Annotated in this window: 8 protein-coding genes; 2 read left to right on the top strand and 6 right to left on the bottom strand. The window is 57.0% G+C overall.

What is annotated here, in order from left to right; all coding sequences use genetic code 11:
• Complete coding sequence (locus BLT92_RS14085) at positions 1-3,594, bottom strand: bifunctional glycosyltransferase/CDP-glycerol:glycerophosphate glycerophosphotransferase (RefSeq protein ID WP_172802602.1); 3,594 nt, start codon at positions 3,592-3,594, stop codon at positions 1-3.
• Positions 3,595-3,938: 344 nt separating this feature from the next.
• Here BLT92_RS14085 and BLT92_RS14080 point away from each other — a divergent pair, with 344 nt between their 5' ends.
• On the top strand, positions 3,939-7,373 hold the full coding sequence (locus BLT92_RS14080; RefSeq protein ID WP_172802601.1) for a CDP-glycerol glycerophosphotransferase family protein: 3,435 nt from the start codon (positions 3,939-3,941) through the stop codon (positions 7,371-7,373).
• A 49-nt stretch (positions 7,374-7,422) separates the two neighbouring features.
• On the opposite strand, the gene BLT92_RS14075 is transcribed toward BLT92_RS14080, so the two are convergent.
• Together BLT92_RS14075 and BLT92_RS14070 are read right to left on the bottom strand one after the other, a co-directional pair.
• Positions 7,423-9,540, bottom strand: coding sequence for an acyltransferase family protein (locus BLT92_RS14075; RefSeq protein WP_157691455.1), 2,118 nt, complete (start codon positions 9,538-9,540; stop codon positions 7,423-7,425).
• 146 nt (positions 9,541-9,686) lie between these two features.
• Positions 9,687-11,504: a glycosyltransferase gene (locus tag BLT92_RS14070; RefSeq protein ID WP_157691454.1), complete on the bottom strand. Its 1,818-nt coding sequence runs from the start codon at positions 11,502-11,504 to the stop codon at positions 9,687-9,689.
• A 251-nt stretch (positions 11,505-11,755) separates the two neighbouring features.
• Between BLT92_RS14070 and BLT92_RS14065 the strand changes: the two genes are divergently transcribed.
• Positions 11,756-13,036, top strand: a complete 1,281-nt coding sequence (locus tag BLT92_RS14065) for a CDP-glycerol glycerophosphotransferase family protein (protein ID WP_231938841.1) — start codon at positions 11,756-11,758, stop codon at positions 13,034-13,036.
• A gap of 63 nt (positions 13,037-13,099) precedes the next feature.
• On the opposite strand, the gene BLT92_RS14060 is transcribed toward BLT92_RS14065, so the two are convergent.
• The 3 genes from BLT92_RS14060 to BLT92_RS14050 all read right to left on the bottom strand — a co-directional run bounded on the left by BLT92_RS14060 (position 13,100) and on the right by BLT92_RS14050 (position 19,936).
• Positions 13,100-14,722: a glycosyltransferase gene (locus BLT92_RS14060; RefSeq protein WP_157691453.1), complete on the bottom strand. Its 1,623-nt coding sequence runs from the start codon at positions 14,720-14,722 to the stop codon at positions 13,100-13,102.
• A 321-nt stretch (positions 14,723-15,043) separates the two neighbouring features.
• Positions 15,044-17,650 (bottom strand): glycosyltransferase family protein, encoded by a 2,607-nt coding sequence (locus tag BLT92_RS14055; RefSeq protein ID WP_157691452.1) that lies wholly within the window; start codon positions 17,648-17,650, stop codon positions 15,044-15,046.
• A gap of 165 nt (positions 17,651-17,815) precedes the next feature.
• Complete coding sequence (locus BLT92_RS14050) at positions 17,816-19,936, bottom strand: acyltransferase family protein (RefSeq protein WP_092106523.1); 2,121 nt, start codon at positions 19,934-19,936, stop codon at positions 17,816-17,818.
• Positions 19,937-19,941: the final 5 nt, after the last annotated feature.

Raw genomic sequence — 19,941 nt, 5'->3', positions numbered from 1 at the left:
TCAGCCCCACACCTGATCGACCACTCGTTGAGCTGCGTAGCCGTCCTCATTGATGCAGAACTCCTGCAGGAAAGACCGATAACGATCAGAAGGCGACCAGCCAGGCAACATCAGCTTCTGGATCTCGCCGGCAATTCGGTCCGCATCGCGAACGATCGGCCCTGGCACCGTCGATTCATAGTCCAAATAGAATCCGCGCACCCCTTCCGCATACACTTCAAGGTCTGGCACGAAGAAGAGCATGGGTTTACGAGTTACGGCAAAATCAAACATGACCGACGAATAGTCGGTGATTGCAAGGTCTGCGATGAGGTAAAGGTCGTTGATCTCCGGATAGTACGTCACATCGATCACGTTCCCCTCGCTGCCGACAGTGGAACCCGCTCGCGCATTGTGCCCATGCCCGCGCACCAGAATGACGTAGTCATTGCCCAGCTCTTGTGATAGGCGCTGCAGGTCGATGAAGGTCACCATATTGGCCACCCACGCCTTTGCCGACTGGCTGTCTCTCCATGTAGGTGCATAGAGGACAACTTTTTTGGATGCCGGAATTCCCAGCACCGCTTTTGTCGTCTCGCGAACCTGGCCATCTGGCGCACGCAACGCATCATTTCTCGGATAGCCGACTTCTAGAATCTGCCCTGTGTATCTGAATTCCTCGGAGAATTTCGCCGTGCAGAAGGCGTTGGGAGACACCAGGTAGTCCCATTGGGCGGCCTGACGGTCCATTCGCTCGATCCAGACGGGCTCTCGGTTGCGGTCCTCCCAGTATGACCGCCCGATCTTCTTCAACGGAGTCCCATGCCAGGTCTGCAGGTAGGTCTGAAACGGCCTTTTGCTGAACCACGAGAAAAAGTAGATGTTGTTGACCAGGTATTCCGCTCGTGACAGAATCTCGTACCATTCCGTCGTGTACATGACGACGGGGATAGCGCCATCTGGCAGTTGAACGGAATCGTCGTTCACTCCCCAATAGAGCTTCATCTCTGGTCTCCGCCTACGCAGCTCTTGGTGAATCGCCAGTGCGGAGTCGGTGGCCTGCTCACCGAGATAGGACTGGAAGAAGACCGAATCAGGCAGCGGTTCGAAATCTCCTTCGCGATGCCAGCGTTGCAGCTCTGCTTGATTGAGGCTGCCGGTTTCCTCATCGGTCGAAGCAAAACCGAACGACAGCCACAGAGCGCCACGTCGTGTCTTGGTCAGCCGCAGTCGGAAGTGATCCCCTGCTGCATCCAAAGGCAGTTCACCGCCGAGAGACCGTCCGGGCAACAACGCGAGGGAGCTCCTCCCCTGCCTCATCGTCATCAAGTACCCGCCGTACGGAAGATTTCGCGACTGGCCGAACTCGTCTGCTTGGAGGGTGAATCGTGCTGTGAACTGGTGTTCGGCAAACTCAACAGACTCTGCTGTCACAGTCATGCGATTAGACTTCAGCTCCATTTCGACTTCGCCTTGGTCGCCGATCAGGGCACTTCCACGAACGACAAGTTCAAGACCATTGAGCGAGACACTGTCGATATATCCGACCAGTCCCCGTCGCAACACTTCGAGAGCGGAGCGGCGGTTTCGGCGAACGCCTTTTCCGCCGGCGAACACTGCGTCCTCTGGCAAAGCAGATTCGGAGACATAGAGCTGACTGCCCATTCTCGCATTCTGCAGTCGCAGACTGCCTTTCTGTGGCAACGTACGTATCGCGATAGGTGAGGAAGAGACAGAGAACGTAGCCTGTCTCCGTCGTAACGGCTGTGACCCCTTCAGCCTTTTCTGCTTCTTCTGCAGTGCACGGAGATCCATCCCGCTGAGAACAGCGGTCTTTCCCAGGCTGGTTCGCACTGAGACGTCGATGGCGTTGTCTTTGGGTCGAATGCGATCCACCACTGTTTCAGCTTCGGACAGAGAGAACTTGAGCCCCAAATTTTTGGATAAGGACGGCCGAATAATCGTCCCCCCGTCGGTGGTCACCGTTTCTAGTCTGCCAGCAGATCCGTTGGCTATCAGCTTAGTGACCATGATGGTCTCAACCATTCCCAGCTGCTCGATGGAGATATAAAGCCGCAGCACATCGCGTTCGGAGCCGACGCGAACGATTTCAGCGACCTCCACATCTGCGCTGAAGGCTGAACGGTCATAATTCGGCCACTTTGATCTGACAGACCGCGAGACAAAGCCCGATCCCGGCGCGACGTTGAGGTCCAATCTCCGACTGTTGGCATCCGATTCCAAATAGACCTGGACCTTCGGCCCGTCGACATCTGCCAGATTCACATTCCGGAAGAAGGCCCACCCGTCGACCACCAGGCGGCCATCCTTCCACCGTAATCGGTTGATGGCGTGCTCTACGCTCAGTTCGTCGCGATTCAGTCGGAGGCAATCGGCTGGAAACTCGAGGCTGACCACTTCAGGATAATCCGGCGAAAAGTAAAGCTCGCCATCCTCACGAACTTCCGTTGGCAGGTGGGGGCCGATTTCACCATTGGTCAACATGACATGACCGAGCTCTTCAGGGCTGCCGTGCTTGAACGCGTACAGGGCGCAACGAGCTCGGACCTTGATCTTCGACAGGACCTCGTCCGTGACATGCGGTTCAAGCAGACCGATCAGGTAATGTATACGATTCCGGTAGTCCGTCTCAGCATGAAGCGACTCGGAAATATAGGGAATGAGGTCCATTCCCAGGACCTTCGCAATCCAATATTCACGGAACTCGGCATCCGCATGGTTGTTCACGTATTCGTAGACTGACGTTATTACTTCGGCACGGTCGGAAACATCCTCATAGGACCCCTTGTTCTGAGTGATCGAGCTTCCGTCGAACCGGATTCTCCACTTATAAACTTTGTCCGGGATGACATCGAAGGCTCGTGCACTGAGGTAGGCCCTCGTGATGGGAAGCTGATCCTCGTATCGAATTCCTTCTGGAAACACGAGCCCGGTCTGTTCGATGAAGTCTGCACGAAACATCTTGTTCCACGCGAACACATTGGCCAGACCCAACAGAAAGTCACTGCTGTTTGCACCGATGATCGGTTCAGAATGAGCGTCTTTCACCCATTTGGGCACGTACTGACGAAGTTCAGTCATTCGCCAATACGACCCCACAACGAAATCGGATCCTGACTGAAGCAAGGTCTGAATCATGACGTTGTATGCATTGGGAGGCACCAGGTCGTCCGAGTCCGAGAATACGACGAAGTCACCTGTAGCCGCTCTCAATCCCGTATTGCGCGCGGCGCCCAGGCCGGCATTCGCCTGGGAGATGAGCCTGACTCGACTATCGGTTTTCTCGAAGCGCTCGGCAATTGCCGACGACCCATCTGTTGACCCGTCATCAACAATGATGATCTGAAGATTCGTATACGTCTGATTGGTAATAGACCGCAGACATTCGTGCAAATATTCCTCGACGTTGTAGATAGGAACGATGACGGAGATTGTGTGCGGCTGACGTGGGAACAAGGGGTCCCGCTCGATCACGCGACGCACCACCGCACGCGCTCGGACTGGAAGACTGTCGTATACGCGTCGGCGAACAGTTCTGTCGACGCCCGCGACACCACGCAACCGTGCGGAAAACTGTCCCGCGAATTTCGTCATGGACAATCCATACCTCTTTATTCTGTACTTACCGAGCATGCTGGGGATTCCGGCAACTTTGCCACATCACGAGCAATCGCGATTCCTCGACCAATTTTGATTCATTCTGTGATTTCATTCTGACTTCAGAAGTATTTTACCAGCGGTTCACATGGATCCCTGACTACCTGCCTCTCCCCCGCATGCCCACCCCTCCCCGCCAGTTCACCACCTGGTCAGTTCGGGTCCGGTTCAGCACAAGCGTGCTTGAGCCAACTCGGCTGAGTAGACTGTCCCCGGGCAGTCTCGCCCGAACCGGTTCCAATAGCCCAGACACTGATCCACAAGGAGCTCTGACCTCGACGGTGAGCACAAATCCGCAGAAGCGCTTCTCTCCGTTCAGTGGAGCTCAGAACCTCGAAAATGCGCCCGGAGTTGGTCTTAAGCGGTCTCTTCGCGTGGTTCAGCAGGGCTCGCTCCTCACGTTTGACCTCGCGCTCGACCGTGATGTCTTGGCAACCAATGTGTTGATCTACTGTGGCGGCGGCTCGTGGAACCGATTGCCCGCCGCCATACATAGCCGCGTACAGAACGAAGCGTCGTTCGTCGTTGATCTCGAAGATTCTCAATTTCAGTACTTGATCAATTCCATTGGGACCGAATCTGGACTGAAACTGTCGCTATACCTTGAGATAGAGGGACCGTCAGAATCAATTCCCCTCACGTCTCGAGAACTGGCCGACAGGCTCCTTGCAGTCGAATCGGTGACTGATAAGGACACCGACATCGATGCCACGAACCTAAGCACTCAGGGAGAACTCGTTCAAGGGCTAGTCCCACTGGGACGCTTCCAGCACACTCAGCTTTCGGCACTGACTTCGGTCAGCATCGGCGATAATCAGCTGACCCCTTATGTCACGAAGAAGGGCAACATCGCGATTGCAGTGAACTATCCTCTGCGTCCGTATATGCGAGTCCATGTCGATGCGCTCACCGTGGGAGATACACGGCGTCTGCAGATTAAGGGGCGGATCTACACTCGGCATACGTCAATCAGCGATTTGCAACTGCAGCTGAGCGCTCGAGCAACCGGGCAGATCATCTCAATCCCTGCACGGTTGGTCTTCGACGCCGAAGGCACCGAGCACAAGTACGGGCTCAATCAATACAAATTCGAGAGTCAAGCTCCTCTGTCGAAATTCCTTGAACTAGACGGCGCTGCGGACGATATCTTCGATGCGTGGCTTTCCGCCGACGTCGGCGGCTCCCCCGAGCGGCACCGTGCCAGGGTAGGCAAGAACCGATATTTGGTGCGGCGCAGCGCCAAGCCGGGGACCGTGGCCGTCGGCAACACCGCTGTGTCCGTCGTTCCATATTTCACCATGAAGGTGAAGAACGTTTCGTTTCAAGTGGAGTACTTCGAAAGTAGGGCACTCGCGCTGATCGACAAGGCCATCGAAAATCCTCGACGACTCCGGCGCGCCGCCCACGGAGCCTATACTGACCGCCCTGTCTGGCTCGTCGGGGAGATGCCGTTCAAAGCACAAGATACGGGACTGACTCTATTCAAGTATCTAGTCGATAACCACCCCGAGATCGATGCCCGATACGTCATCGACCTCAAGTCGCCGGAGTTGGCCAACTTGGCCGGATATGAAGACCATGTCGTCCGGCACCGATCCCAAGAACACGTTCTGCTTTCTCTTGCGGCCAGCAGGATCATCGGCTCTCATCACCCGGAATACATCTACCCGACCAGACGTAGGAGCTTCATCGAAGCCTGCAAAGGGTTGGAAGTTTTCTTGCAGCACGGGGTGATGGGCATGAAGTGGATGCCGCCGACGTATGGAAAGTCGGCGCCCGGATTTTCTACTGATCTGTTCCTGACGAGTTCTGAGCGGGAGAAGGTGATGATTGTCGATGACTTCGGCTACTCGCCGCACGAGGTCGAAGTCACCGGCCTCTCTCGCTTCGATTCGCTCTTCGACGATGACGTCGAAGTTCAGTCGAATCAGGTACTGATTCTCCCGACTTGGAGAGACTGGCTGACCTCGACCGATTCCTTTACCGAGACTCGCTTCTTCCAGGAGTGGCACGGCTTCCTCAGCAGCCCTGAGTTCGCGGAACTATGCGAAAAATTCAATCTTGACGTCATCTTCGGCCTGCACCCGAACATGCGCAAGCACATCAGTGAGTTTGCCGATACTCCCGTTCGCATCTTCGTTCAGGGCGAAGTCAGTGTCCAATCTCTGATCAAGGAGAGCGGCATGATGATCACAGACTATTCGAGCGCTGGCCTGGATTTCAGCTTTCTGCACAAGCCACTCCTCTATTTCCAGTTCGATCGGTCGCGTTTCTTCGGAAAGTCAGGTTCCCATTTCGATCTGGACCGTGAACTCCCCGGTCGAGTAAGTCTGACTCGCGGTTCACTGCTCAGAAGCTTGGAGAGCCTGCTGGCAGACGGCACTGAATCGTTCGACGAATTCTTTGACCGCGCTGACAGTCTCTACGCGTTTCGCGACCAGAACAACAGGGAGCGGATCGTTCGCGCGATCCGGAATGCTACCAAGCGGGCTTCCCTCGATAAGGTCGCTCATTCGGAGCCCGTCCAGCTTCTGCAGAAGCGGCTGCGCAGAAGCAAGCACTATTTCCCAAACATGAAACGGCTGTTTTCTGCTGCCAAGAAGCTGCCGATCCAAGAGGACCTCATCGTCTTCGAATCCGGCTTGGGCAAGCAGTACTCCGACAGCCCCCGAGCTATTTATGAGGAGCTCATCCGGCGCGGTGACACACGCACCAAGATCTGGGTATACAACGGCAAGCTTCCCACAGCAGACGCTCACACGTTTGTCGTCAAGCGCCTGTCGCCGCAGTACTTCTGGTATCTCGCTCGGGCGAAATACTGGGTCAACAACCAGAACTTTCCTTACTACATCACCCGCCGCAAGGGCGGTGTATATCTTCAGACATGGCACGGCACACCGCTGAAGAAGATGCAGCACGACCTTGAACACATCGAAGGTCGCGGTGCTGGTTACCTCGACCGAGTGACTCAGGCCGGCCAACAGTGGTCTCACCTGCTGTCGCCATCACCCTATGCAACCTCTGCATTCTCTACTGCGTTCCGGCACAGCGCAGAGGTCATCGAGGCCGGCTACCCTCGCAACGACATACTCAACAACTCAGATATGCACAAGGTCGGCGAATCTGTTCGACGGAAACTGGATCTGCCCGAGGGGAAAAAGGTCTTGCTGTACGCACCGACCTTCCGTGACGACCAGAACATCTCCGGAAACAGATTCGGTTTTGCTCTTCCATTCGACCTGGAGCGCTTTGCCGCCGAATTCGGCGAAGAATACGTCCTCCTCCTCCGGATGCACGTCGTCGTCACCAGCCGAATTACGATCCCTGACCATCTCTCCGAAGCGGTCCGTGATGTATCCGCTTACGATGACATCAACGAACTCTATTTGGCCAGTGACGCTCTCATCACAGACTATTCCTCAGTGTTCTTCGACTATTCAATCCTCGAGCGTCCAATCATCTTCTTCGCCTACGACCTTGAGAATTATCGAGACCATTTGAGAGGGTTCTATCTCGATTACAACGCCGATCTTCCCGGACCTGTCGTAACATCGGAGAGCGACCTGTGGAAGACAATATCTTCCCTGGATACGACTGCTTCTGAACTGTCGGCTCGATCCGCCGAATTCTCCTCCGCATACGCGCCGGAGGATGATGGTCAAGCTGCAATGCGCGTCGTCGACGCGGTCTTCGGCACGAAGGACACAACAGCTTAATCACCCAAAGACTTCGTCTCCCGAGTGGACGGCTCTGGGCGTGGAAAACTCATTTCAGCGTTTCAAGCCCGGTTCCGTCAATTGCCTCACCCAACAGTGGCGCCAAGGTTTGAGCATAAGTAGCTGTGATGTGGGAATCGTCGAAATAGGTGATCACTCCCCCGATGGCCGGGCGGCAAGTGCCCTCTGGACACACCCAAGCCTGCGGATCGATGACGGCTATATTGTCGCGCTCCATCGATTTCGCCGTTTCTGCCAAAGGATCCATCCAATACCAGGACTCCGGAGTGCCTTCGCACTGTGAGAGATCATCTTCGTTCGCGGCTACGCAATCTGGGATGTCCTTCTTCGCAGTGCCGGGGAAAGGCGTGTCACGGATGACGAGGATATCCAGGCCGGCGTCGCTCCACTGCTTAAGCGGTTCTGTGTAGCCGCCGGGTGCATTGGTCTCCGTCTCCTCCCAGGTCTGATCTCGCAGTGGCACGGACTGTCGTTCAGAAGTGACGATGGAGTCATACTTACCCGAGGTAGTCTGCTCCATCGTCCAATCGGTGTAGTCCCTGCACGCCTGCGATTTTGCATTCGTATCGAAGGACTGGAACTCCGTAGAGACTGTGCACCGGGAGATGAGGAATGTGGTGATGGTCCAATCATTCTTCTCTGCTAACTTTTCGAGCGCCGGAAGCCAATGCCCGGCATGCGAGTTCCCGATGAGTGCAACCTGGGTTTCGCCGTCCCCATAGGTACAAGTGGGACGTTTGTCGAAAGGAATATTCGACCAACATCCATCCGCATAGGCATTGCTCTTGTCAGTTTCAGCGGCGGCAGGGTCCATCAAGAGAGAATCGGCTTCGCTGCAGCCCGGCTTTCCCGCTGCTGCCGGGTCAAGGGCCTCAGCTCCAACGCAGATCTGGGGGTCTGCCAGCGCACTCTGGAGCGTATCGGTGCCTTCGTCGATAATTGCCTGAGACGCCCACATCTGGCTGAGACCCAGACCACCGACGAGCACCATGCCTACAGCAGCGAGTCCGAAAGTCCGTACCCGAGTACGCAGCCACGGACCGGCGCGGAATCGCTTCTCCACCATTTCCGTCGATGCCCAGGCCAAGAGAACGGCAACCACGATGATGAGAGCCTTGTCCAAGCGGCCCAGGTTGTCCGACACATAAGGCACGAGGACGATGAGCGGCCAATGCCATAGGTACACGGAATAGGAGATGTTTCCAAGGAACTGAGCAGGTCGCAAAGATAGCAACGGCAGTGGTGAACGCGGACCGCGACAGTCGGCGACGATGATCAGCATTGTCGACGCGACGGGCACCATTGCAATGATTCCGGGGAACGGCATATCCGGAGTGATGAAGAAGCTGCCGAGAATAATCCCGACGACTCCCACCCAGGCCAGTACCGAGCTCCATCGATGCCTGCCTGGTCTGAGATAGGTCACGAACAAGGCGACCAGACCGCCAGCGGCGAGTTCCCACATCCGGGTCGGCGTGATGAAGTAAGCAGCGGCCGGCTGCACACCGGTGTACCACACGGAGAAGATCAGAGAGGCTACGAAGATGAGCACCACAGTAGAGGCGACTACCGTATGGACTCGTCTGAGCGCCAGCCCGAAGGCCACAGCAAGACCGATGATCACCGGCCACACGAAATAGAACTGCTCTTCCACCGACAGCGACCAAAAATGTTGCACTGGAGACGGCGCATTGTTTGATTCGAGATAGTCGACGCTGGAACTCGCGAACTCCCAATTGACGACATAGAACGCCGAGGTGAGCAGCTGCCTACCTGTATCCGCCCAGATCGATTCTGGCGCGAAGAAGAAGGTCGCGACTCCAGTCGTCGCCAGCACGAGGAGTGAAGCCGGCAAGAGCCTGCGGATACGTCGTCCCCAGAAATCGACCACATCGGAGATGGTTCGAGGTGGTCTGCTGATCAGGTGCGTGGTGATGAGATAACCGGAGATGACCAGGAACACATCGACGCCGATGAAACCACCGGGGAGTCGATTCGGCCAAAGATGATAGAGAACGACGATTCCGACAGCGATCGCACGCAGCCCTTGAATATCCTTGCGGAATCCCGAGCCTTTTTGAGATCGACGGGGATCAGTATTGGGTGGCTGAGTGGCCTGCGAGGGAAGGGTGGGTATTGTCTGCACCTGCGCAGGACTCCATCTGGTAGAAAGCATCGGACAGCGACGGCCTGGCGTCATTCAACTACTCAGGGTACCGCCTCCAGAGCCTTGAGGGAGGCATTGACGTGCTCGACAGATGGCTCGAGGGCGTCTTGTTAAGCGTTGACTATCTACTTGTGTTTGAAACTCAGACTTCCGTGCTTGGTGGCGTACACCGTGAAGTCGGAGTAGCTGATTTTCTCACCGTCTCGAAATCTTAAGGGTGCGGGGAGTCTGCGGGCCGCACGTCCCGATTCATCATGCACTTCCAAATGCGCGTCGATGATTCCTCGGTTCACCCAGGAGATCCTGTCCTCCCCAATGACTGTTGAAACTGTGTACCGGTCGGCTTCTACAGAGTCGATTGCGCATTCGAGACGAGTCAGCACGGGTTCGCTCCGACTTCTCAGCACAAGATGTGCGCGGAGTGCGTGGACCAAACGACTGGTGTTGAAGCTCGCTGAGAACACCAGAGAATGATCGGAGGCTTCGAGCGAAGTCTCGCATTCGGAAACCGCGAGCTCTTCAGGCTCTCGCCTGTGTGCGAGCGTCTCACGAAGGACCTCTCCCCATTTCTCTGCCACAGCCGCATCTGAGAAGTCGTGGGCGCGTTTCCTGGCCGCTCTCCGCAACGACTCCAAGTCGGCGTCGTCCATGGTCTGCAGCTTGACGATGGTGTCTGTAAGGGCCGCAACGTCATCCGGCTCCACCAGGAATCCATCGATGCCATCGGTGATGATCTCGCCGGGTCCATAGGCGATGTCGTAGGCAATGGGAATACAACCTCGGCTCATGCTCTCGGCCAGGACGAGAGGCATTGCCTCAGACCTGCTGGTGAGCAGAGAGAATGAGGCTGATGCGAACCGGTCGGCTGCCGTGGGGTCGTGACCGATCAGGCTGATATCTGTGGTGCCGATATCGGCGATTGTCTGTTCGATGGCGCTCCTGGCTGTGCCTTCGCCATAGATATCTAAGTGAATCGGGGCTTCGAGACGTTCGTTGGCGGCGACCACTGCGTGAATGGCGTGGTCGATCTGCTTGCCAGCGACGAGACGTCCGACGCACATGCCGCGAGTTCGATCCCGACTGCCTCCGTCCGAACCGCCAACGGTGCGAGAATTCGGAACTACCCATCGTTGAGGGGACGGTCCCATCAGCGCGTCCAGATCGTGTTTCTGCCTTGTCGTCAAGACGACCGTCGCGTCGAAATCGTCGATATTGTCAAGAAACGGCAGGTACCGATCCTGTGTGTAGCCGATCTGTCCCTTCGTACCGTGCCGCAGATGGTTGTTGTGGAAGGTTTGGACCAGGACAACGTTGTTTCTCTTGTACTGGTGGGTGAAGCCGGCTATGCCGAATGTATCCGAGAAGAGAAAAGCCAGGTCATCACCGACGACTGAGTCCAACCAGTAATTGCGCAATTCCACAATGGATCCGAATTCCTTCACCGGCCGACTCTTGGTGTCACACAGGATGAGGGAATGACGCGATTTTCCCGTGCTGGTGGTCAAGTCCCTACGGTCCGAAACGATCACCGACCCGTCAGCCCGGCACATGTCGATCTGCAGATTGACCGTCGAACCGCGCTTTCGAAATTTCCGCAGCGGGACGCCTCGGCCCCGGACGACTTCGCTTGCGGTCGAATCGTCCAACGGCGAAAAGTCGGGGCACTCCCTTCGCACGGTCCCAGCCTCGGCAGGATGCATGACTGAGAGCTCTGCCCACATATTGCGAAATCGCATCCCCGGGACGAATCGACCGTCGGCGAGCATCTCCTCCGTCAGCGAATCGTAGTCACGCAGGTGGCCGAAGGTGAGGATATCGACCGGATGTCCAGTCTGCTCGACGAATGTCTTGCTCCTGTGAAATACCACACTCGAGGTGCCGCCGTAGTTCTTGGCGAGTTCGCCCAAATTAGCGAAGTAGCGCCCGTCCGGAAACCCTTTCACTGGGAACTCGCCTTCGGGCTGCACCTGCGGTCGAACCCGCGAGCCAAGGCTGTTCGACGGGTCGAACCGACGCCGCCCGGATAACCGTCTGATCAAGCGCTGCGCCAAGCCTTCCATTCGATCAGCCTAACCAGCACTGATCAACTTCACAACGGACAACCAGTCGGTCTAGATTTTTGGCCGTAGCATTGGGGATGGCAATGTTTCAGCGGCTGATGTGAGAAGCCCGTTCCACTGGTGAAAGGCATACTGTGAAGAATCTGATCCGTACAACAGCTCTGAAGGCTGTGCGGTCGTCTGCTTGGAAGAAGACCAGCAAATGGATCAGAGGAACGGAGCGGTGGAACCAACTCGAAGACGAGTTCGACGGCAGCTACGTCAAGGCCGATGTGGTCGTCTACTTCGGAGACCGCAAGTCGAAGTTCTACCAACTCAAACAGTGGATCCCTGTTCTCGAAGAGCTTCATAGGACGCACAAGGTGGTGCTCGTGCTGCGCAAGGGATCAGCACTCCTGCAGGCGCGTGAGCTCACTCGCCTGCCAATGGTGCTCAAGCGCAAATTCGATCCTCTTCACACGTTCTACCACGCCAACGACTTCAAACTCGCGCTGTATGTGAACAACGGAATGACGAACTTCCAGTCCCTGGGCTTCGCGCCGATGGTCCACGTTCACGTCAACCATGGCGAGTCGGACAAGCTGAGCATGGTTTCAAATCAGGCGAAATCCTACGACAGAGTCTTCGTCGCCGGAGATGCTGCCATCAATCGCTACCGCAGGTCATTGATCGATTTCGACGAGTCGGCTCTGGTCAAAGTCGGTCGGCCCCAACTAGACATCGACAGACCTACCGAACTGGAACCCTCCGAGGTCAAGACCATCATGTATGCGCCGACGTGGGAGGGCGAGAACGACGCGAACAATTACACCTCGGTCGATCTCTTCGGTCCTCAGATCGTCGCAGCTGCACTCAAGGTCAATGGGACCCGGCTCATCTATAAGCCCCATCCTCGTGTCGAAGCGTCCAATGATCCGGCAATGGCGGAGGCGAACGCGCGAATCATCGAACTCATCGAGGACGCCAATGAGACGATCACGGACGAGTCCCAGCAGCATCAGATCCTCATGCAAGGCGAAATCCTCGCGATGTTCGACACGGTTGATCTGCTTATCACCGACATATCAAGCGTCGGACTCGACTTCCTCTACCTGCAGTCTGAGAAGCCGTTGGCGCTGACGGATCGCCGCGATGACACAGCAAAGCTCAATGATGAGGCACCGATCAGTCGGGCGACACCGATCATCGACCATTCGACGATCGACGGAATCGATGCGCTGTTGGACGAAATGCTCTCCAACGACACGACTGCCGATGCCCGGCGCGAACTCCGGCGGCACTACTTCGGCGAAGGCGAGAAGGGCACATCAACCGTCCTCTTCACCGAGGCAATCGCGGGTCTGATCGCTGATCGCAGTGTTGAAATGAAGAAGTTCCATTTCGAAAGCACCAATGCGGAGTCCAACGAGGAGTAGTCAGAGCTCCCTACTGCCAGGTCACTGAACATCTCCAGGGACCTGGCAGCACAGCTACACGGGTCACTTCCGGGGGCGTACCGAAAGATTCCCGTGCTTCGTGGAATACCACTCGCGTGTACCCGCGCCTTCGGGCAAGAAGTCGTCTGGAGTGCGGATTCTACGTTTTGAAGCCCACAGGTCGTGAGGTCGCCGCAGGTAGACGTCGAACGTCTCATCGCTCGATTCAGAGAATTTGCGGTTATCCACGTCGAAGGCGAGTACCGTCCTCCGTCCGAATGTTCGGTGTTCGACTGTGGGATTCGTGCACAGGAAGAACGTGTTCAGCCTCCGTCCGCTGAGGACAAGCTGCAGAGCTTCGGCTGTCGAGCTGTGGACGTGGCGCAGTTCGACCTCGACCCGCGCTCCGGCTTCGGTGGGAGCTACCCTCAGAGTTACCGCTTCGATGGCTCTGCTCGGATTCTGCTGACCATCGTCGAGGTATTGCATGGGCCGCAGCTCTTCGAGGACTGTCTTCCAACGTTGGTAGCCGGCTTCGGGCAGATACTGTTCAACAGTCGTCATTGCAGCGGTACGCATCGATGCGATGTCGCCCGTGTCGAGCGCTAGGAACTCTTCGATCTGATCGGCAAGGGCGTTGATGTCGTTCCGCGGTGTGATGAAGCCGTTCTTCCCCGGGTCTACGAGGTCTCTGGGGCCATATTTGATGTCGTAGACGATGGGGACGCATCCGGCCCCCATAGACTCCATCATGGACAGCGGCAGTCCTTCGCTGGTGCTCGTCAACATGAAGAACGAGGCAGATTGCAATCTGGCGGGCACATCGTTAACGTAACCCGGCAGCTCAACTCGATCTCCGACGTCCAGATCAGTGATGAGCTGCTCGAGATCTTGCCGTTCTGTTCCGTCGCCCAGGACGGTGAGAGTGACGTCGATTCCCCTATCTCTCAGCTTCGCCACTGCTCGAATCGGATGGTCTACGCGTTTGAGTGGGATGAGATTGGCAATCATCACGCCGCTGTTTGTCGAGCGATCCGTCGGAGCTTCGGAGAGAACAGACCCAGATGGCAGTTCACCCGTGAGGAACCTGACGTTGTCCCCTGGGATGCCCGTCGCAGTGATCGCCTCTGCCTGCTGCTGTGTCTGGACTCCCACAACGTCGAATCGGTCGAAGTTTCGCATGGTCTCCACTCGGCGAGGAAGGACCTGCCCATGTGGCCCGTTCCACGGGTGGCGAAGGTGTGTGCCGTGCATGAAGAGAATGAGGGCAAAATTCCTCTGCGAGATCTCATGGACGAACTCACTGACTTTTTTGTCATCAACGATAAGGACAGCCGGTTCCTTGCTCACCGTCGCAGAGATCCATGCATTGTAGAAGTCCCGGGGTCGTCTCCACTCAGCGATGGGTTCTCCCGCTGCCGTGTGGAGGACGAATCGACGCCCGATCTTCGGATCCTTGACATCGACCAGCAGAAGGCTCCCATCATTTCGCAGGTAATCGCGACGGACGATCGGCCCGGTGCTGGACTTGCGAAACACGTCATAGAATTCGGTGATGCTCTCGACTAAGCCGTCAGCCACCGGAACCGGGTGGATCGGGACCTCGCCTTCCAGAGCAGCCAGTTCGGCGTCGGTTCTGCCCCGAAGATCGTGCCACACGTTCAACAGCTCGACGTCCTCAGTCATCCGTCCTTCGGAGACGAGACGAGTTCGCATCGCATCCACGTCCAGATGCGGACTGAATGTCAGAAGGGTCTGCGAAAGCGGCCGACCGAACCGCTGAAAACTGCGTATACGACGCAGCGCCGCCGTCGTCATCCCACCCATCGATTGCGGAATGCCCCAAGTGGCGTTGTAGACATGGACCCCTTCGGTTCCGGTGGGCATCGTGCGGTCGGGCGTTGCCCGACTGCTTTCAGTCACTCCACGAGACAGTCGAGCGATCAGACTCACTGTTGGTGTCCTCTCTCAGCTCCGGGTTGCGGCAGGCCAGCATGCGACTCGGTCTTAGGATTGCAACGCCATCTGGCCGTAGTGACGAGCCTGACGCCGCCAGTTCACGATCTTCGGGCTGTCGGCGGTCTCCCACTGCGCCCGGACATTCCATTCGTCGTCAAGGTCGGTGTATCGTCCGCCCACGGCGATCTGAAGTGAGTCGACGTAGTTGATGCCGACCGTCTTCAGCAAGCCGACCACTCGCTCCACGGCCGCTTCACCTCGCAATTGGTCAAGATTGAGAACCGAGATCTGTGGATCGAACAGCACGAAATCCTGTTTCAGGGTGCTGTGGCTTGCGAACACGAAGTCCAGTGCCCCGACATGGTCCTCGTTGAACGAGCTGGCGATCCTTCGCATCAGCGTCAAGCCGCTGGTCCGGCCCTTCCTCACGTCTCTCTTCGCACCCAGAAGGGTCTCACCGAGGTCGATGTCAGATAGCTCTGCAATGTTTGCCGAGACTTCAGCCCCAGCGGGGAGAACGATAAGGCGCTCATGATTGCTGAACAGTGCAGGCAGAAGCGCCTGCACCAGTCCCTCCGAATCCTTGATGCCCGGGTATGACACCGGATCAAGGACGTGGAGAGTCCCCTTGGAGAGTTCGGCCCGGATCTCGGCGACCCGATCGGCTGTAAGAATACCGGACGCCACCCACAGCCGATACCGACCTGTTGCCTGGTCGTCAATAGACTTCGCGGTGGTCGAGACTTGGCGCTCTTCGCCCTTGTTCACCGTCAAGTACACATCCGTCGTCCCGGTCTCCGGACGGGGCTGTTCGACCTCATCGAGCGTCAAGTCGATGTCCGAACGTGTCGCGTCGGGCAAGTGCGCGGCGGCGAGATATTCGTCAGCGATCCGCATTTCGTCTTGGGTGATGTCAACCCACTTCGCATAGATCTCATCCTCTGGAGCATCTGAGGCTATGAGAGGAATCAACATGGAGAGTTTGTCGAGGATTCCGTCACGGATGGCGTCGAACTCAACGTCATTGATTCCGTACAGTCCCCCGAAGCGCGAATCGGACTTGTTCTTGGGCTCGAATTCGACCTCGGCACCGACTGACCGCGCCGGCAGGTTGGCGTGCAGACGAGATGTGAGCACCCGCGAGTACTTGTATGCGTAATCGGCAACCCAGCTCCGTGCCAATTCGAGGTTCTCTGGGAACGTTTTGTCCCGGATTGCGGTGACCGTCTGCTTCTTCGAGGGCCCTTTCCCGCCCTTCAGCCAGTCAATGCGCAGCGTTCCTGAGCGACGATCGGGTTCTGGTGCAGGGAAGAGTGTGTCGATGGTGGTGGTCAGACATCCGGAGAAGAACGCCGGAACTCCGACCGCACGCAGCACTGCCACCGACTGCCAGTCGCGGCATCCCACCGGCCCGTACTTCTTCAGGTATTCAACGGCTTCAGGGGTCAGCATCTCGGGGAATCGCACGAACACGGAAAGGAGGATCGGACGCAGATTGGGGTGGAACGGGATGTTGAACGTCTTGCCGAAGATGTCGTGCATGTACCATCCGAACGCGACGTACCACGTGTCCTCGGGAATGTCTTGGTAGACGTTTCCATCGCGGTAAACCTCAACCAGATTGAGCTCAGCATCGGGGCCCGAATATTTGCGTTCCGGCTTAACCGACTCACGAAGTTTCGCGAAGAGTGCGGTGAGGCCGCTGTCTCCTGTGAACCTCAGATTCTCATACCTCAGCAGGTGTCCAATCGAGGCAATCGTCTGGATGTAATCCCCGATATTGCGCGAGCGAATGCCGGGCTGATCGTAGCTGAGGACACCGAAATTGCGCTTACCAGCCGTCGTCGGAAGCGGCTGCAGATGGACCCCGCCTGGGAGCCAGTCAAGCATGCGTGTGAGCTCGTAGTGCACCTTGGGGTCGAGCTTGTCGACGCCCCAGGCGAGACGGCCCTCAATGATGGTGCGGACGTGGTCGAACGCATCAATGCAGAAAGCCGATTCAGCGGTGCGCAACACTGCCTTGGAGCTCCACCGCTCTGTGTCACCCGACTCATTCGACCGTTCGATGAGTGGCAGCGCCCGGTTGCCGAGTGTGTCGATGGCGGTCGGATAGTATTCCGCTGCGGCGGATGTGATGAGCTCCCGATCGTTGACTCGCTCGAATTCTGCCCAGGCGATGTCCGGATCCGATGAGCGATGGTATGCCATGCCCAGGAGAATACGACCGATCTGTTCGTGCTCGGGGCGCTGCCGCAAGTTCAGCCCGATAGACACCACCTCACCGTGCAGCTGTGCCTCAATCATGGCACGTCCCGCTTCGACCATGGATTCTCCAAGGGAGGATCCGCTGATCAAGCCCTCAGCCAGTAACGAATCCGCCTGCAGACGAGCCAGTTGACGAGTCTTTGCGTCCACTTCTGCCTTCGCCGGCGCAACGGTCTGTCCATCGACAGTGTTGTCAGTGCGGCCGTTCAGCAGAGAGGCCAGGCTCAGATAGGACCGCGCTGTGTCGGCCGCGATCTTCTTGGCGCCGGCTTTCGACTTCGGCTGTTTCTTCGTGTCACCAGCGTTGCGCTCACGAACGTACTTTGTGCCGGACGCACGTTCCACAACCGGAAGCGCACGACGAGCGATGCCATGGACAGCTGGCTTCACCAGTTCTCTTCCTTTGCTGATGAAACGGTCGGTTGCTTTTCGCTGATTGGTCACTCGCCTGGTCCTTTGCAGAGGTTTCGGTGATCTGTCGATTGTAACTATTAACTAGCTTCAAGGAAGCAAGAAAGCTTGCTTCATCCGGAGGTTGTCGTCGTGCCCTCCATGTCAGTCGAAGGTGTCCAAACCAGTCCGGCGCAGTCTGTCGTCGAACTGGGGCGCCAGGGTCTTCGCGTATGTCGCTGTGATGTGTGCGGTATCGAAATAGGTGATGACTCCCCCGATCACCGGTTCGCATCGGCCGTCCGGACAGAACCAGTCTTCGGGATAGATGACCGACATATTCTTCGAATCGATCTTCTTCGCTGATTCGGCAAGTGGATCCATCCAGTGCCAGGATTCCGGAGTTCCCGAGCACTTCTCGAGCTCGTCCTCATGTTTGGCTACGCAGTCAGGTACCTGGATGTCTTCTCCGCCTGGATACGGCGTGTCTCTTACCACCACAACATCCAGCTTCGCGTCGACCCAGCTCTGCAGGATCTCCCTGTGTCCTTCTGGCGCCTCCTTCTCAGTCTCCTCCCATGACTTTCCATCCAGCGGTGTCGACTGACGTTCGGAGGTGATCACTGCGTCGAATCCGCCTGAGGTGGTGCGATCGACGACCCAGTCTGAGTAGTCCTGGCAGCCTTTGACACCTTCGGGATTGCCCAAGTCCTGCGGCAGGGTCGAGATACTGCAGTTCGACGCGAGGAAGGTGGTGATCGTCCAATCGTTCTTATCCGCCAATCGTTCCAAGGTTGGCAGCCAGTGGCCCGCGTGGGAATTACCGACGAGCGCGACTTGCTTCTCGCCATCACCGTATGTGCATTCGGGCCGATCTGTGTATGGTTCGCTGGCCCAGCATCCATCGGCATAAGCCTTGGATTTGTCGTTCTTGGCCGCGGCGGGTTCCATCATCAGCGAATCCATCTCGTCACACTTGGGATTGTCCTTCGCGCTGGGAAGCAATGATGCTGCTCCCAGACAGGAGTCGGGATCAGACATCGCGATTTCCAGCTTGTCTTGATTCTGTTCGACGATTTTGTCCGAGACCCACATCTGGCTGAGCCCGAGCGCGCTGACCAGCGCCATGGCAACGATCGCAAAGCCGAACGTCCTTTTCGGACTCTTTAGCAGTGTTGTCTTTCGGAAGCGATTCTCCACCCACGTCGTGGAGGCCCAGGCCACGAGGATCGAAAAGAGGATGATCACGGCCTTGTCCAAGCGTCCGAGGTTCTCCGTGGTTCCCAACTTCTCCGAAAGATACGGAACCAGAACGATGAGCGGCCAGTGCCAGAGGTAGACGGAATACGAGATATCACCCAGGAACTGCGCAGGACGCAGCGACAGCAGCGGAAGCACGGAGAAGCGCCCACGGGAGTCTGCCAGGATGACGAGCGCCGTCGAGACCACCGGAACGAGGGCGATATAACCAGGGAAGGGCATATCCGCTCGAATGAGGAAGGTACCTGCGACGATCCCTGCCAGGCCGACCCAACCGATCAGCGAGCTGAAGGGAAGCCGTTTCGGATGAAGATAGATAACGAAGACTGCCACCAGCCCACCCGTCGCAAGCTCCCACATACGAGTCGGAGTAACGAAGTAGGCCATGGCCGACTGCACGATCGTGTACCAGACCGAGAAGATGAGCGAAGCGACGAAGATACCGACAATGGTGAACCCGACGATTTGCTTGGGCCGTTTCAACTTCGCACCGATCAGAAATGCGAGGCCGATGACGACGGGCCAGACGAAGTAGAACTGCTCTTCGACCGACAGCGACCAGAAGTGCTGCACCGGAGACGGAGCATTGTCCGTCGCGAGATAATCAACGCTTGAAATTGCGAAGTCCCAATTCACCACGTACAGAGCGGCAGAGAAGATCTGTCGACCTGTATCGACCCAGATTGATTGGGGAGCCACCAAGAAGGTGGAGACTCCCACAACGAAGAGCACGAGCAGGGAAGCGGGGAGCAGTCGACGGATCCGTCGAGCCCAGAAACTTGTCACATCTCGCCAGTTCTTCGGCGGAGACTTGATCAGGTGGCTGGTGATGAGAAAGCCAGAGATGACGAAGAAGACGTCGACGCCGATGAATCCGCCGACGAAACGATTCGGCCATAGGTGGTAGAGCAGAACGATGCCGACAGCCAAGGCCCTCAGTCCTTGGATATCAGCACGGAACCCTGAGCTCTTCGGCTTAGGAGCCGAGCTCGGTGATGATTCGGCGTCGGTAGTTGCCAGCTGCATGTGTC

The sequence above is a fragment of the Brevibacterium picturae genome (assembly GCF_900105045.1).
Taxonomy (GTDB): domain Bacteria; phylum Actinomycetota; class Actinomycetes; order Actinomycetales; family Brevibacteriaceae; genus Brevibacterium; species Brevibacterium picturae.
Note: the sequence above shows the minus strand (reverse complement) of the source record. Positions and strands in the feature narration are given on the sequence as shown.

Excerpts from the sequence above, each read along its gene's own strand:
- BLT92_RS14085 (WP_172802602.1), bottom strand. The coding sequence starts at position 3,594 with ATGACGAAATTCGCGGGACAGTTTTCCGCACGGTTGCGTGGTGTCGCG.
- BLT92_RS14050 (WP_092106523.1), bottom strand. The coding sequence starts at position 19,936 with ATGCAGCTGGCAACTACCGACGCCGAATCATCACCGAGCTCGGCTCCT.
- BLT92_RS14060 (WP_157691453.1), bottom strand. The coding sequence starts at position 14,722 with ATGACTGAGGACGTCGAGCTGTTGAACGTGTGGCACGATCTTCGGGGC.